This window comes from Enterobacter sp. T1-1 (genome assembly GCF_000710795.1).
Classification (GTDB): Bacteria; Pseudomonadota; Gammaproteobacteria; order Enterobacterales; family Enterobacteriaceae; genus Enterobacter; species Enterobacter cloacae.
The window spans coordinates 85,843-101,230 of sequence record NZ_JALW01000004.1; the positions used below are offsets into that span (position 1 = coordinate 85,843).

Genomic DNA, 15,388 nt, shown 5'->3' on the forward strand with positions numbered 1-15,388 from the left:
ACAATTCCTTATAATAATTTTAGGCCATCTGCGGATGAAAAAGATGCTTCATTTATGTTTTAAAATGAATACTGATTGATAATGCTACAGCCGGATAGTGTATGAATTCTACGGATAAGAGAAGCAATTTTACAAATGGTATATATGAATTTTGGCGGAAGATCACAGGAGTCGAACCTGCCCGGGAACGCTGGCGTCCCCAACTGGATTTGAAGTCCAGCCACCTCACCGGAGATGACGATCTTCCGCGCCTGCATTGCTACATGGAGGCGGGGCGCATTATAGCTACTTTCAGACATTTACCACATACCCCGACACACTTTTTTCACCTCTCTTTTGACCTGAACACCCCCATTTCAGTTAATTCTTAAGAAAATCCTCAGGTTAGCATTTCGTGCTCCGCGACATTTACCCCGATCACAAAAAACAAGAAACGTAATTTGCTAACCAGAAAACGCAATACTCGCTCCTGAAACAATGGTTTAAAACCTCTGTAACCGGTCTCAGTGCCCGTATCGCCACACGGCAGGCACCTGACGGCCAGCAAAGGATTACAGAACCAGGAGGACGAAAGTATGAAAATCAGTGATGGAAACTGGCTTATTCAACCTGGCCTGACCGTGACGTATCCGGTCCAGGTGTTCGATGTGGAGCAGCAGGGCAATGACCTGGTGGTGTATGTGGCACCGCGCGACGTCCGGGAACGCGCGTGGCAACTCGATACGTTGATGTTCACCTTGCGGCTCTTCGCACCGCAGGAAGGGATTGTCGGGGTGCGCATCGAGCACTTCCAGGGGGCGCAGGACAAAGGCCCGCACTATCCGCTCAACGTGCTGAAGGACGTAAGGGTCGAGACGGTAAATAACGCCGAATACGCCGAGCTGAAAAGCGGGAATCTCAGCGTGCGCGTCACCAAAGGCGAATTCTGGGCGCTCGATTTTCTGCGTAACGGCCAGCGGATCACCGGCAGCGAGCTGAAAAACAACGGCTACGTGCAGGACAGCAACACGAATCGCAACTATCTGTTCGAACGTCTGGATCTGGGCGTCGGGGAAACAGTTTATGGCCTCGGTGAGCGCTTTACCGCCCTGGTGCGCAACGGTCAGCAGGTCGATACCTGGAACCGCGACGGCGGCACCAGCACCGAGCAGTCCTACAAAAATATTCCGTTCTATCTCACCAACCGCGGCTACGGCGTGCTGGTCAACCATCCGGAAAATGTGTCGTTTGAAATCGGCTCGGAGAAGGTCTCCAAAGTACAGTTCAGCGTCGAGGGCGAATATCTGGAGTATTTTGTGATCGACGGCCCGACGCCAAAAGCGGTCCTGGACCGCTACACGCAGTTCACCGGTCGTCCGGCGCTGCCGCCAGCGTGGTCCTTCGGCCTGTGGCTCACCACCTCGTTTACCACTAACTACGACGAAGCAACGGTGAACAGCTTCATCGACGGCATGGCCAAACGTGACCTGCCGCTACACGTCTTCCATTTTGACTGCTTCTGGATGAAGGCCTTCCAGTGGTGTGATTTTGAGTGGGACCCGGTGACCTTCCCGGACCCAGAAGGGATGATCCGCCGCCTGAAAGAGAAAGGGCTGAAGGTCTGCGTGTGGATCAACCCGTACATCGGCCAGAAATCACCAGTGTTTAACGAGCTGAAAGAGAAGGGCTATCTGCTGAAGCGCCCGGATGGCAGCGTGTGGCAGTGGGACAAATGGCAGCCCGGGCTGGCGATTTACGACTTCACTAATCCGGACGCGTGCCGGTGGTACGCCGACAAGCTGAAGGGCCTGGTGGAGATTGGCGTGGACTGCTTCAAAACCGATTTCGGCGAGCGTATCCCGACGGATGTGCAGTGGTTCGACGGTTCCGATCCGCAGAAGATGCACAACCATTACGCCTTCATCTATAACGCGCTGGTGTGGAACGTGCTGAAAGAGACGGTAGGCGAGGAGGAGGCGGTGCTGTTTGCTCGCTCGGCGTCCGTCGGCGCACAGCAGTTCCCGGTGCACTGGGGCGGCGACTGCTATGCCAACTATGAATCCATGGCGGAAAGCCTGCGCGGCGGGCTGTCGATTGGTCTGTCCGGCTTCGGGTTCTGGAGCCACGATATCGGCGGGTTCGAAAACACCGCCCCGGCGCACGTCTACAAACGCTGGTGCGCGTTCGGGCTGTTCTCCAGCCACAGCCGCCTGCATGGCAGCAAATCCTACCGGGTGCCGTGGGCGTACGATGATGAGTCCTGCGACGTGGTGCGCCACTTTACGCAGCTGAAATGCCAGCTGATGCCGTACCTCTATCGTCAGGCGGCGCTGGCACGGGAGTGCGGCACGCCGATGCTGCGGGCGATGATGCTGGAGTTCCCGGACGATCCGGCGTGTGACTATCTCGACCGTCAGTACATGCTGGGGGATGCCTTGATGGTGGCGCCGGTGTTCTCCGAGGCGGGTGAGGTGCAGTTTTACCTGCCGGAAGGTCGCTGGACGCACTTGTGGCACAACGATGAGCTTCAGGGCTGTCGCTGGCATAAGCAGCAGCACGATTTCATGAGCCTGCCGGTTTATGTGCGCGACAACACCTTGCTGGCGCTCGGTAACAACAAGCACAAACCGGACTACGCCTGGAATGAGGGCACGGCCTTCCAGCTGTTTAACCTGGATGAGGGCGCAACGGCAGTGAGCGAGGTGCCTGCGGCTGACGGTTCGGTGGTATTTACGCTGAAGGCGTCACGCAAGGGCGACACTGTGACCCTTACCGGCGCGGGTGAAGCGCGGAACTGGTCGGTATGCTTGCGCAACGTGCAGAAGGTGAGTGGTGTGAAAGGTGGCTCATACGCGGGAAGCGAGTGGGGCGTGGTGGTGAACGCGGAGGGGGATGAGGTGGTGGTTCACCTTTAATTCCCCTCACCCTAACCCTCTCCCCAAAGGGGCGAGGGAATGGTTTACTCCCTCTCCCTTTCAGGGAGAGGGCTGGGGTGAGGGTGGTGTTGAAACTACACCACCCGTCATGGTCTGCTGAACCTGCTGTTTATCCATATTTACCGCGCTCAGCTTGCCATTTACCGTTGGCTTCAGCGGGGCATTCGCCTGCACACTCCCGCTGGCAGTCAGCTGAATATTGCCGTCGCCGCTCACCGGCAGCGCGGGCCAGCCCCACTGCTGCAGGATGTTGAGCGGCACGCCGCGCCCGTTCAGGCTCACCGTGGTCTGTCGTTGCGCAAGCTGAGAAACCGTCGCGGTGGCTTCCAGAATGCCTTTCTCGGTAAAGGCGCTCAGATCGGTGATATTGACCGTGGCGGCGTTAGCGTTCAGCGCCAGCGACGGGCGTCGCACGTCCACGCGGTTAAAGGTGGCTGCTGCGCCGTTTAGCGTGGCGCTGCCGCCCCATACGCCCCATTTGTGGTCCTGCGCCAGCTGCAGGTTAGCCCCATAACCATCAAGAGAGGTGATCTGCCACGGGAACGCGGGATCAATGTCGATCACCAGGTTGCGGCTCAGGCCGAATTTCTTCAGCGTCACGCTGTTCAGCCATTCCGGCAGCGGATCCATCCACAGCGTTTTCCAGTTCTGCGGCAGGGTGTACTCCAGCCCGGCGACGGCGACATCGTCCAGTACCAGCGCTTTACCGTCGCGCAGCCAGTTGCCGGAGGTGCGCACCATGCCCCCTTCCCAGCGGGAGGTGAACTGGCGCAGCGCCACGCCCTGCGGAGAGAATTCCGCATTCAGGATCGGGTCGAACAGATGCAGCGAGCCGTAAATAAATTCGCTGGCATTCATGGATAAACGCCCGTCCTGGCTCTGCCAGTCTCCTTTGCTCAGCGTCAGGTTGCGCAGGCTGAGATCCAGATCGGTTACGGCCCAGTCTGGCCCCTGCAGGCGCGCATCGGTGACCTCAAGGCGGCCAATCTGCAAGGAGGGGATGGTATTGAGCGGCGCGAAGAAATCCAGCAGCGATTTATCGCTCTGCAGGCGGATCTCGTTCAGGCGCATAGTGTCGATGACCCAGCTTCCGTCGGCGTTGCGCAGGGCGGAGCCGGTAAGCGAGCCGCGCGCCATATCGGCGCCGATGGTGTTTAGCACCACCTCCTTGCCGTTCAGCTGGCCCTGGATCAGCACGTTAGTGGCCGGTACCCCGTTCAGGGTGAGCGAACCCGCGCTCATCTGGATCTGCGCATTTTTGCCCAGCACGTTACCCGCTTCTGGCTGCCACGGACTGACGCCGCCCGTCACTTTTTGCGCGCTTAAATCCCACTCCGTGTTGGGGCTGTTGAAGGCCATGTTGTTCAACTGCAGACGGTCTGCCTGGAAGGGCATCGGCGCGGTCTGCGGAGAGAGGTTCAGCGTGCCATCGACCAGGGTGATGGTGTCCATATGCAGTGGATCGGTGAGCTGTCGGCTGCCAAGACCAATATCGACTTTTTTAGCCACCAGCGTGGCGGGCTGACCGTCGCGGCCAAAGGTGACGTTTTCCAGAAGGATGTGGGAAGGCGACGAAAAGCGGTGGTCCATCAGGTCGAAACTGAGTTCGTAATCGGTGTTCACCGTTACCCAACTGCTGACCTGTGACGCACCCCAGCGGGTCTGAAGCAGAAAATAGAGTGCCAGCAGCACAAGGAGCAGGGCTACCAGAAGATAGACGAGCAGCTTTCCAATAAATTTCATGGTCTTCCTTCCCGCGAAACGTACATAAAGGAGTTATGCACGATTTATGCGCAATGCTCAAGGCGGGAATGGTGTAAAGAGATGTCACGGCAGGCATTGACAGCCTGCCGCGAGGACAATCAGTTTTTCTCTGGCGGGAAAACGAGGTTCAGTACGATAGCGGTGATACCGCCAGCGGCGATGCCGGAAGAGAGCAGGTTTTTCACCCAGTCCGGGGCAAACTGCAGGATCAACGGCTGCTGAGAAACGCCCAGACCCACGGCCAGCGACAGGGCAATAATCATGATCGCGCGGCGGTTCAGTGGCTCGCGGGAGACGATTCGCACGCCCGAGGCCGCGATAGTTCCGAACATCACCAGCGTTGCTCCGCCCAGAACCGGCTCAGGGATGTGCTGCACAAAGCCACTCACGGCCGGGAACAGGCCAAGGACAATCAGCATCAGCGCCACCACAAACCCGACATAACGGCTGGCTACGCCGGTCAGCTGGATCACGCCGTTGTTCTGCCCGAAGCAGGAGTTCGGGAATGTATTAAACACGGCGGAGACAAAGGAGTTCAGACCGTTTGCCAGCACGCCGCCTTTCAGACGCTTCATGTACAGCGGGCCGGACACCGGCTGCTCCGAGACATCGGAGGTGGCGGTGATATCGCCGATGGTCTCCAGGGAGGTGATCATAAAGACCAGCATCAGCGGCAGCAGCAGACCCCAGTCAATGCCCAGGCCGTAGTACAGTGGCGTTGGAACGGTGATCAGCGCGCTGTTGGTCGGCGCGGTGTTTTCCGGCAACATGCCCAGCGCCCACGCCAGCAGGTAACCGGCCGCCATGGCGATCACCAGCGAGGCCACGCGCAGGTACGGGTTACGCTGACGGTTGAGCAGAATAATGATGGCCAGCACCACGCCAGCCAGCAGCAGGTTTTTTGGTGCGCCAAAGGTGTGATCGCTCATTGCGGCATAGCCCCCACCGATGGAGGTCAGCCCCACCTGAATCAGCGACAGACCGATAATCATCACCACCACGCCCGAGACCAGCGGGGTGATGACGCGGCGAGCCAGATGCAGAACACGGGAGATCACCATCTCCGTGCAGCTGGCCAGCATCAGCGTGCCGAACAGCGCCGCCATCATGGTCGGGACATCCGCCCCGCCGGTTTTTAACGCCGTACCGCCCATGATCAGCGGTGCCACAAAGTTAAAACTGGTACCCTGAATCGACAGCAAGCCAGACCCCACCGGACCCCAGGCTTTAATTTGAATAATTGAGGCTACGCCGGAGGCGAAGAGGGACATGCTGATGATGTGCTGCGTATCCTGAGCCGGTAAACCCAGCGCCTGACAGATCAACAGCGCCGGGGTGATCACCGCAACAAACATGGCCAGAAGATGCTGGCAGGCAGCGAAGAGCGTCTGCGGAAGCGGTGGGCGGTCTTCAAGACGGTAAATCAGTTCGCTATTTTGCTTCTGCGCAATCGGTTGCGCATCAGGAGACTCTATGCTGTTAACGGACATCGACGGTAATCCCACGGTGGAAAAGCGGGCATTTTATCTGACCACCTGGTAAAAGCAAACGATTGCCAGCAAAAAAAAGAGAGAAAATCTGCCGGTATGAGCAGGTTTTCTACAACGTGGAGGAAAAAAAAATTACACTTTTCGCGCCGGTAGCTCATGACGAGCATAAGCCGGCCCAGGATAACGCCGCGTGTGTATGGAACACGCGCATAACAGGAGCCTCTTATGATTCATCTCGATACGTTGTCGACCCTTGTTGCCGCAACGCTGGTTCTTCTGCTTGGTCGCAAGCTGGTACACAGTGTTTCCTTTCTGAAAAAGTACACCATTCCTGAACCTGTTGCCGGTGGGTTGCTGGTGGCGCTGGCCCTGCTGGTGCTGAAAAAAAGCATGGGCTGGGAAATCGATTTCGATATGTCCCTCAAAGATCCGCTGATGCTGGCCTTCTTTGCCACTATCGGCCTGAACGCCAACCTGGCGAGCCTGCGCTCGGGCGGTAAGGTGCTGGGCGTGTTTCTGATTGTCGTGGTTGGTCTGCTGCTGATGCAAAACGCCATCGGCATCGGTATGGCGTCTCTGCTGGGGCTGGATCCGCTGATGGGTCTGCTGGCTGGCTCCATCACTCTGTCCGGCGGGCACGGTACCGGGGCGGCGTGGAGTAAGCTGTTTATCGAGCGCTATGGCTTTGAAAACGCAACGGAAGTGGCGATGGCCTGCGCGACCTTTGGTCTGGTGCTTGGCGGTCTGATTGGCGGCCCGGTAGCGCGCTACCTGGTGAAGCACTCCACCACGCCGGACGGCAGACCGGACGATGAACTGGTCCCCACCGCGTTCGAAAAGCCGGACGTTGGCCGCACCATCACCTCGCTAGTGATGATTGAAACAATCGCCATGATCGCCATCTGTCTGACGCTGGGAAAAGTGGTTGCGCAATGGCTGGCGGGCACGGCCTTTGAACTGCCGACCTTTGTTTGTGTGCTGTTTATCGGGGTGATCCTGAGCAATGGTCTGGCCCTGATGGGCTTCTATCGCGTGTTTGAACGTGCGGTCTCGGTGCTGGGTAACGTCTGCCTGTCGCTGTTCCTGGCGATGGCCCTGATGAGCCTTAAGCTGTGGGAACTGGCGTCGCTGGCGCTGCCGATGGTAGCCATTCTGGCGGTGCAGGCGCTGTTTATGGCGCTCTATGCGATGTTCGTTACCTGGCGCATGATGGGCAAAAACTACGATGCCGCGGTGCTGGCGGCGGGGCACTGTGGGTTTGGTCTGGGTGCCACGCCAACGGCAATCGCCAATATGCAGGCAATCACCGAACGTTTCGGGCCTTCGCACATGGCGTTTCTGGTGGTACCGATGGTTGGGGCATTCTTTATTGATATCGTCAACGCGCTGGTGATCAAGCTGTACCTGATGCTGCCGATGTTCGCCTGAGATCAGGCGTTGGAGTAGCGCTCAGTTTCCGGCATCCAGCGCTCAATTAACGCTGCCGCCTGTTCGGGGTAGCGTTCATGAATATGGCGGGCAAGGCGCTGAACTTCAGGGATCATGGCCTGATCGCGCAGCAAATCTGCCACTTTGAATTCAGCGTTCCCGGTCTGACGTGTGCCCAGGAGCTCGCCCGGGCCACGGATCTCCAGGTCTTTTTGCGCAATGACGAATCCGTCGTTGCTGTCACGCAGTACCTGCAAACGCATCTGCGCGGTTTTTGAGAGCGGGGCTTTGTAGAGCAGAACGCAATGTGAGGCCACCGCACCACGGCCCACGCGGCCACGTAGCTGGTGTAACTGCGCAAGCCCCAGACGTTCCGGGTTTTCGATGATCATCAGGCTGGAGTTTGGCACATCCACGCCCACTTCGATCACCGTTGTGGCGACCAGCAAATGCAGCTCGCCCTGTTTGAAGGATTGCATGACGGCCTGTTTTTCGGCGGGCTTCATGCGACCGTGCACCAGGCCCACCTTCAGTTCCGGTAGCGCCAGCTTCAGCTCTTCCCACGTTGCTTCTGCGGCCTGCGCTTCAAGCAGGTCAGACTCCTCAATCAGCGTGCAGACCCAGTACGCCTGACGTCCTTCATGGGTGCAGGCGTTGCGCACGCGATCGATGATGTCGCTGCGGCGGGTATCCGGGATGGCCACCGTCGTGACCGGCGTACGGCCCGGCGGCAGCTCGTCAATGGTGGAGGTGTCCAGATCGGCGTAGGCGGTCATCGCCAGGGTTCGCGGAATAGGCGTGGCGGTCATGATCAGCTGGTGCGGATGGAAGCCCTGCTGCAGCCCTTTTTCCCACAGCGCCAGGCGCTGATGCACGCCAAAGCGGTGCTGTTCGTCGATGATCACCAGCGCGAGGCCGTTAAACTGCACCTGCTCCTGGAAGATGGCATGGGTGCCGACAATCATCTGCACCTCACCGCGAGCGATGGCGTCCTGTTGCGCAAGACGCGCTTTGCCCTTTTGTTTTCCGGCAAGCCAGCCCACCTCAATGCCCAGCGGGGCGAACCAGGCGCGGAAGTTATTCGCGTGCTGCTCCGCCAGCAGTTCCGTCGGCGCCATCAGCGCCACCTGCTTGCCGTGGGCAATGGCGCGCAGGGCTGCCAGGGCAGCAACCAGCGTTTTACCAGAGCCTACATCGCCCTGCACCAGGCGCATCATGGGCACATCAAGCGCCATATCGCGTTCGATCTCGGCGGTGACGCGCGCCTGGGCACCGGTAGGTTTAAACGGCAGGGAGGCCAGCAGCTTATCCTTGAGCTCATCACGCGGGCTTAAGGGCTGGGCATGAAAACGCTGCGCACCGGCGCGCAGCGCCAGCATGCTCAGGTTATGCGCCAGTAATTCTTCAAGGATAAGACGCCGTTGGGCGGGGTGTTTGCCGCTTTCTAAATCGCTGAGCTGCAGCGTGGGCGGCGGGCGATGCAGCGTACGCAGCGCTTCCGGCAGGCTCATCATTCCCTGCGCCAGCTCAGGCGGTAGCAGTTCGGTGATGGCGCAGGTATCGAGTAACTCCAGGGCCTGGTCGGTGAGCTTACGCAGCGTCGCCTGCTTGATACCTTCCGTTGTCGGGTAGACCGGAGTGAGCGTCTCCTGCAGCTCCGGCGTGCTGAGATCGCCCTGCACGCGGTACTCCGGGTGGATCATCTCTGCGCCATATTTCCCGCGTTTGGCTTCGCCATATGCCAGCACCCGGCGGCCCGTCGCAAGGCTGTTTTTCATCGCCGCGTTGAAGTTGAAAAAGCGCATGGTGAGAATGCCGGTGCCATCGCTGATTTGACAGGTCATCATCCGGCGGCCGCCAAAGGTGATGTTGCAGTTCAGCACCTCGCCCTCAACGGTGGCGTAAATCGCGGGCAGCAGATCGCCAATCTTATAAAGTTGCGTGCGGTCTTCATAACGCAGGGGGAGGTGGAGCAGGAGATCCTGCACGGTGTGCAGGCCAATTTTGCCCAGTTTACTGCTTTGTGCCGCGCCCACGCCCGTCAGGCTATTGAGCGGGATGGCATCCAGCAGGCGGCCTTTCATCGGTTACCCTGCGTACTGCATGGTGGCCCACCACCCGGCATCGGCTTCAATTTCGCCCTGCGCATTGACGTGGGGGTAGGGCAATTTTTTCTGCTTTGCAACACGAGCCAGCACCGGATAACCGCCTTCAAACAGCAGGCGCTGCTGTTCGTCTTCCGGCAGCATGCTGTTGCTGCGCTCGTACATACCGGCGTTCTGACGCTGGCGCTGGGCTTCATACAGAATGAGCGCGGAGGCCACAGAGACATTCAGGGACTGCACCATGCCGATCATGGGGATGATGATGTCCTGATCCGCCAGATCCAGCGCTTCCTGAGTGATCCCGGTTTTCTCCTGACCCATCAAAATACAGGTCGGGCGGGTGTAGTCGATCTCGCGGAAATCGACCGCTTTGGCAGACAGGTTGGTGGCAAGAATCTGCATACCGCGACCTTTCAGGTGCGATACGGCTTCTCCGATGGTCTGATGGGTTTTGACGGACACCCAGCTGTTACTGCCTGCGGCTGTCGACGCCATGGTGCGCATGCGGGCACCGGGCCAGACGGCGTGCACTTCATGCACGCCGACGGCGTCTGCGGTACGGACAATGGCAGAGACGTTATGAGGTTTATGGACCTGCTCCATGCAGACCGTCAGATCAGGCTGACGCCTGGCGAGCATTTCGCAGATACGTGCATAACGTTGTGCATTCATAAAACTAGTTTCGGTTTCGGGTGACTTTAATGACGTCCGGCATGACGCGGATCTTGCGCATAATATTTGCCAGATGCACGCGGTCGCGGGCGGTCAGACGAATAAAGGCGCTGTACACGCGGCCATCTTTTTCTTCCGTATTCAGGCTCTGAATGTTGGAAGAGGCCGTGTTGATCGCTGCCGTCAGGTTCGCCAGGGCACCCTGGTGGTTGAACATATCCACCTTAATTTCGGTGATAAATTCCTGCGCCGTCTCTTTATCCCACTCGACCGCCATAAACTTCTCCGCCTCTTTTTGATAGCCGCGGATGTTACGACAAGATTCATGGTGGATAACCAGCCCTTTGCCCGGGCTGACGTGCGCAATAATCGGATCGCCAGGAATTGGACGGCAACACTTCGCAAAGGTGATAAGCACCCCGTCCGCGCCTTTGATCGGCAGATGCGCGTGGCCGGATGCGCCAGGTGCGGAAGGTATTGCTTCGCCCTGCTGCAGGTTTTTGGCTACCACGACGCTCATGGCGTTACCCAGCCCAATTTCCGCCAGCAGATCGTCCAGAGAGGTGAGCTTCATCCGGTCGAGTTCACGCTGGATATGTTCTGGTGGGATCTCTGCCAGCTTACGGCTGCCACCCAACGCATGGTTGAGCAGACGACGCCCAAGGCTGACGGAGTCATCACGCTTGAGGTTTTTCAGCAGCTGACGGATTTTGGCGCGCGCTTTGGAGCTCACAACAAAGTTCAGCCAGGCCGCGTTTGGACGTGCGCCCGGTGCGGTGATGATTTCGACTGTCTGGCCGCTGGCGAGCGGTTGAGACAGCGGATAAGGCTGTCTGTCAACGCGTGCGCCTACGCAGGCGTGGCCGATATCGGTATGCACGGCATACGCGAAGTCGACCGGGGTCGCGCCCGCAGGCAGTTCGACAATACGCCCTTCAGGCGTGAAAACGTAAATCTCATCCGGGAAGAGATCGGATTTTACGCTCTCGATAAATTCAAACGAGCTACCCGCACTCTGCTGCAGCTCGAGCAGGCTCTGCATCCAGCGCTGGGCGCGGATTTGTGCCGTGGTGCTGCTTTCACCACCGTGCTCTTTATAGGCCCAGTGTGCGGCGACACCCATCTCCGCCATCTGGTCCATGTCTTCTGTGCGGATCTGCACTTCAACAGGGACGCCGTGTGGGCCGATCATCGAGGTATGCAAAGATTGATAGCCGTTCGCTTTTGGTATGGCGATGTAATCTTTCATGCGCCCTGGACGCGGCTTGTAGAGGCTGTGCATCTGCCCCAGCACGCGATAGCAGGTGTCGGCATCGTGGACGATCACGCGGAACGCGTAAATATCCATGATCGAGTGAAAACGCTGCTCTTTGAGCACCATTTTGCAGTAAATAGAATACAGGTGTTTTTCGCGACCGCTCACGCGGCAGGGAATGCCCGCTTCCTGTAAACGTCCTTCAATTTCCGAGAGGATCTTTTGAATCATCTCTTTACGGTTACCGCGGGCGGCTTTCACCACCTCTTTAATGACGCGATAGCGGTTCGGGTACAACGCTTCAAAACCCAGCTCTTCCAGCTCGGTTTTAATGTGATGGATACCTAAACGGTGCGCCAGCGGACTGTAGATTTCGAGGGTTTCACGGGCAATGCGGCGACGTTTGTCCGGGCGGAGTGAGCCCAGCGTGCGCATGTTGTGGGTACGGTCAGCGAGTTTGATGAGAATGACGCGGATATCCTGCACCATCGCCATAATCATCTTGCGAAAGTTTTCGGCTTGCGCCTCTTTCTTGTCGCGGAAGTTCAGCTTATCAAGCTTGGACACCCCTTCCACCAGTTCGGCAACGCTTTTGCCAAACAGCTGTTCCATATCCTGGTAAGTGGCAGGGGTATCTTCGATCACGTCGTGCAGCAGAGCGGCCATCAGCGTTTCATAGTCGAGTTTCATCTCGGCCAGAATGCAGGCCACCGCTACCGGGTGCGTGATATAGGGTTCACCGCTTGAACGTGTCTGGCCCTCGTGAGCGTCACGTGCAACGAGATAAGCCTGCTGAAGACGCTTAATCTGGTCTTCAGGCAGGTAGGTTTGAATCAGTTGATTCAGGCTTTCAAACAGATACAAGGGCGACCCGCAGGTTTAATTAACGACGACCTTCAGCAATGGCGGTTACGGCCTGCAGTTCTGCGGCTTCCTGCTCTTGCTGCTCCTGGCGCTCACGCACGTCGAGGATCTGGTTGTTGATCAGACCTTCTTCGATTTCGCGAAGTGCAATAACGGTGGTTTTATCGTTTTCTTCCGGTACCAGCGGATCTTTTCCGCCTACCTGCATCTGACGAGCGCGACGCGCGGCGACCAGCACCAGGTCAAAACGGTTACCAATTTTCTCTACAGCGTCCTGAACAGTTACGCGTGCCATACTTAAAATGCTCCACAGGTGAAGAAATGACTGGGCATAATACTGAAAGTGGGTTCAGTCTGCCAACAGTTTGGTGATTAATGCGTCATGTCGCTGCTTCTGGCGGCTCATACGCAGACGTTCTGCGCGAAGGATGGTTTTGAGATCGCTCAGTGCGGCATCAAAATCATCATTCACAATAAGGTAATCATATTCGGCGTAATGGCTCATTTCTGCAACTGCCTGTTCCATACGCTTTGCAATGACCTCTTCGCTGTCCTGACCGCGGCCACGCAGGCGGCGATCCAGCTCATCTTTCGACGGCGGTAAAATAAAGATACTGCGCGAATCAGGCATTTTCTTGCGAATTTGCTGTGCGCCCTGCCAGTCGATATCCAGGAACACATTCACGCCGGTTGCCAGAACCTGCTCAATGGTTTCACGCGAAGTACCGTAGTAGTTCCCGAAAACTTCTGCGTGTTCAAGAAACGCGTCTCGGCCAATCATCGCTTTAAATTCGTCGTGATCGACAAAGAAATAGTGTTCACCGTGCACTTCACCCGGACGCGGTTTACGCGTGGTGTGTGAAACAGAAACCTGAGTGTCATACAACGGTTGGGTTTTTAACAGTGCCTGAATAAGGCTGGATTTACCCGCGCCACTAGGGGCAGAAACAATATAAAGCGTGCCTTGAGCCATGAGAGTCTTTTGTATGTGTTAACGAAGAAGTCCTACATACGGGCTTATTATACACGTCGCCGCTGTGTGACGTAGCCTTTGTCACACTTTTTCCCCAGGATTATTGCATTTTGCGTGTCGTTTTCAGGTTTTACCTGTGTTTTGCAGCAACATAAATTCACTCTGGATAGCGCCTCGTAAAGCGCAATGTTGCCATTAGCGTGGTTTTCGTCGCCGGGTTATACCTCCAGCAACGTAAAGGAGGGGTAGCGATGTGGCGATGGATAAGCGGCTTCATGCTGTTGTGGTGTGGTTCTGCGGCGGCGGTGTGCCCGGTGTGGTCTCAGGCGAGGGCGGAGAAAGAGATTGCGACGTTAAGTGCACAAATCAAACGCTGGGATGACGCCTACTGGCAGCAGGGTATCAGCGAAGTGAACGATGAAGTGTATGACCAGCTCAACGGGCGGTTAAAACAGTGGCAGCACTGTTTTGGGCATGCATCACCTGACGCAGCACTTCCCGCCCTGACGGGACGTATCAAACACCCTGTCGCCCATACAGGGGTTCATAAGGTGAGCAGTAAAGAAGAGCTTGGCCAGTGGATGCATGCCCGGCGCAATCTCTGGATGCAACCCAAAGTTGACGGTGTAGCGGTAACGCTGGTGTATCGGGGGGGAACATTGGCTCAGGCCATTAGCCGTGGCGATGGGCTAAAAGGTGAAGACTGGACATCGCAGGTGCGTTTAATACCGTCGGTGCCACAACACCTTTCCGGCGCGCTGGCGAACAGCGTGTTACAGGGAGAGCTTTTTTGGCAGCGTGAAAACCACATTCAGCAGCAGATGGGCGGAATGAATGCACGCGCAAAAGTCGCAGGTGCGATGATGCGCCAGCAGGATAACGCGTTTTTGAGAGAGGTTGGGGTATTCATCTGGGCCTGGCCAGACGGGCCAAAAGAGATGAAAACCGCACTGGCGGAACTGTCTGACGCGGGGTTTACCCTGACGGCGCGCTATACCTTGCCCGTAGAGCATATTGAGGTCGTCGAAAAGCAGCGCTCAGCGTGGCACACCGCAGCATTACCCTTTGCCACGGACGGCATTGTGGTTCGCTCGGCGGATGAACTGCCGGGTGAAAACTGGCTGCCTGGAGAGGGCAGTTGGGTTGTTGCATGGAAATATCCCCCTGTCGCGCAGGTTGCTGAAGTACGGGATATTCACTTCACTGTGGGCCGTACGGGTAAAATTGCCGTTGTGGCGGCGCTGGAGCCGGTACGGCTGGATGATAAACAGGTGCAGCGGGTTAGCCTGGGGTCCGTTGGCCGCTGGCAAAGGCTGGATATCGCGCCGGGCGATCAGATCCAGGTAAGCCTGGCCGGACAGGGGATCCCCCGATTCGACAAAGTCGTCTGGCGAGGGACCGACCGGCAAAAACCAGAACCTCCAGTCCCGCAGTACCATTCTCTCAGCTGTTTTTACGCTTCACCGGAATGTATGGAGCAGTTCTTTGCCCGGCTGACGTGGCTCAGTTCTAAGCAGGGGCTGGATATTGCCGGTTTAGGCGAGTCAGGCTGGCGGTCGCTCTGGCAGGCACATCGCTTTGAACATATTTTCTCATGGCTGTTGTTAACCCAGGCACAGCTGCAAACCACGCCGGGGTTTTCGGCTGCACGCGGACTGGCGCTCTGGCATCAGTTTAATCTGGTGCGCGAGCGTCCTTTTATTCGTTGGATCATGGCGATGGGGGTTCCGCTGGCTCAGGCGACTCTGAAAGCCGCCGGAGAGCTATCATGGCAGACCATGCACCAGCGTAGCGCTATGGACTGGCAGACCTTGCCGGGGACCGGAGAGGAGAAAGCGCGGCAAATCGTTAACTGGCTCCACGCGCCGGAGGTGGATGTGCTGGCAAAGTGGCTGGCTGAACAGCACATCAAGGGATTCTGA

General features: G+C 57.4%; 10 protein-coding genes and 1 tRNA gene. 3 read left to right on the top strand and 8 right to left on the bottom strand.

All coding sequences use genetic code 11. The features are described 5' to 3' along the window. Positions 1–152 precede the first annotated feature (152 nt). Positions 153–247, bottom strand: a tRNA-Sec gene (locus AK59_RS0101860). 328 nt (positions 248–575) lie between these two features. Between AK59_RS0101860 and yicI the strand changes: the two genes are divergently transcribed. Further along, positions 576–2,894, top strand: coding sequence for an alpha-xylosidase (gene yicI, locus AK59_RS0101865; RefSeq protein ID WP_029881891.1), 2,319 nt, complete (start codon positions 576–578; stop codon positions 2,892–2,894). A gap of 60 nt (positions 2,895–2,954) precedes the next feature. Here yicI and AK59_RS0101870 read toward each other — a convergent pair whose 3' ends face one another. Further along, complete coding sequence (locus AK59_RS0101870; protein ID WP_029881892.1) at positions 2,955–4,658, bottom strand: AsmA family protein; 1,704 nt, start codon at positions 4,656–4,658, stop codon at positions 2,955–2,957. Positions 4,659–4,777: 119 nt separating this feature from the next. Next, entirely contained in the window at positions 4,778–6,169 is a 1,392-nt protein-coding gene (gene xanP, locus AK59_RS0101875) for a xanthine/proton symporter XanP (protein WP_014830139.1), read from the bottom strand. A gap of 225 nt (positions 6,170–6,394) precedes the next feature. On the opposite strand from xanP, the gene gltS reads away from it, so the two are divergent. Then, complete coding sequence (gene gltS, locus AK59_RS0101880) at positions 6,395–7,597, top strand: sodium/glutamate symporter (RefSeq protein ID WP_013094878.1); 1,203 nt, start codon at positions 6,395–6,397, stop codon at positions 7,595–7,597. A 2-nt stretch (positions 7,598–7,599) separates the two neighbouring features. Here gltS and recG read toward each other — a convergent pair whose 3' ends face one another. The 5 genes from recG to gmk are packed head-to-tail and all read right to left on the bottom strand — an operon-like array spanning position 7,600 to position 13,466. After that, on the bottom strand, positions 7,600–9,681 hold the full coding sequence (recG, locus tag AK59_RS0101885) for an ATP-dependent DNA helicase RecG (RefSeq protein ID WP_014830141.1): 2,082 nt from the start codon (positions 9,679–9,681) through the stop codon (positions 7,600–7,602). A 3-nt stretch (positions 9,682–9,684) separates the two neighbouring features. Beyond that, a complete protein-coding gene (gene trmH, locus AK59_RS1000000125100; protein WP_020686483.1) occupies positions 9,685–10,374 on the bottom strand; it encodes a tRNA (guanosine(18)-2'-O)-methyltransferase TrmH in 690 nt (229 codons plus the stop codon). A 4-nt stretch (positions 10,375–10,378) separates the two neighbouring features. Beyond that, complete coding sequence (gene spoT, locus AK59_RS0101895) at positions 10,379–12,493, bottom strand: bifunctional GTP diphosphokinase/guanosine-3',5'-bis pyrophosphate 3'-pyrophosphohydrolase (RefSeq protein WP_013094882.1); 2,115 nt, start codon at positions 12,491–12,493, stop codon at positions 10,379–10,381. Between the two features lie 19 nt (positions 12,494–12,512). Next, positions 12,513–12,788: a DNA-directed RNA polymerase subunit omega gene (gene rpoZ, locus AK59_RS0101900; protein ID WP_000135058.1), complete on the bottom strand. Its 276-nt coding sequence runs from the start codon at positions 12,786–12,788 to the stop codon at positions 12,513–12,515. A gap of 54 nt (positions 12,789–12,842) precedes the next feature. Then, entirely contained in the window at positions 12,843–13,466 is a 624-nt protein-coding gene (gene gmk / locus AK59_RS0101905; RefSeq protein ID WP_013094883.1) for a guanylate kinase, read from the bottom strand. 251 nt (positions 13,467–13,717) lie between these two features. Between gmk and ligB the strand changes: the two genes are divergently transcribed. Continuing rightward, positions 13,718–15,388, top strand: a complete 1,671-nt coding sequence (gene ligB / locus AK59_RS0101910) for an NAD-dependent DNA ligase LigB (RefSeq protein ID WP_029881893.1) — start codon at positions 13,718–13,720, stop codon at positions 15,386–15,388.

Bases quoted from the DNA above. Each gene is read 5' to 3' on its own strand.
- yicI (WP_029881891.1), top strand. From the start codon at position 576: ATGAAAATCAGTGATGGAAACTGGCTTATTCAACCTGGCCTGACCGTG.
- AK59_RS0101870 (WP_029881892.1), bottom strand. From the start codon at position 4,658: ATGAAATTTATTGGAAAGCTGCTCGTCTATCTTCTGGTAGCCCTGCTC.
- xanP (WP_014830139.1), bottom strand. From the start codon at position 6,169: ATGTCCGTTAACAGCATAGAGTCTCCTGATGCGCAACCGATTGCGCAG.
- gltS (WP_013094878.1), top strand. From the start codon at position 6,395: ATGATTCATCTCGATACGTTGTCGACCCTTGTTGCCGCAACGCTGGTT.
- recG (WP_014830141.1), bottom strand. From the start codon at position 9,681: ATGAAAGGCCGCCTGCTGGATGCCATCCCGCTCAATAGCCTGACGGGC.
- trmH (WP_020686483.1), bottom strand. From the start codon at position 10,374: ATGAATGCACAACGTTATGCACGTATCTGCGAAATGCTCGCCAGGCGT.
- rpoZ (WP_000135058.1), bottom strand. From the start codon at position 12,788: ATGGCACGCGTAACTGTTCAGGACGCTGTAGAGAAAATTGGTAACCGT.
- gmk (WP_013094883.1), bottom strand. From the start codon at position 13,466: ATGGCTCAAGGCACGCTTTATATTGTTTCTGCCCCTAGTGGCGCGGGT.
- ligB (WP_029881893.1), top strand. From the start codon at position 13,718: ATGTGGCGATGGATAAGCGGCTTCATGCTGTTGTGGTGTGGTTCTGCG.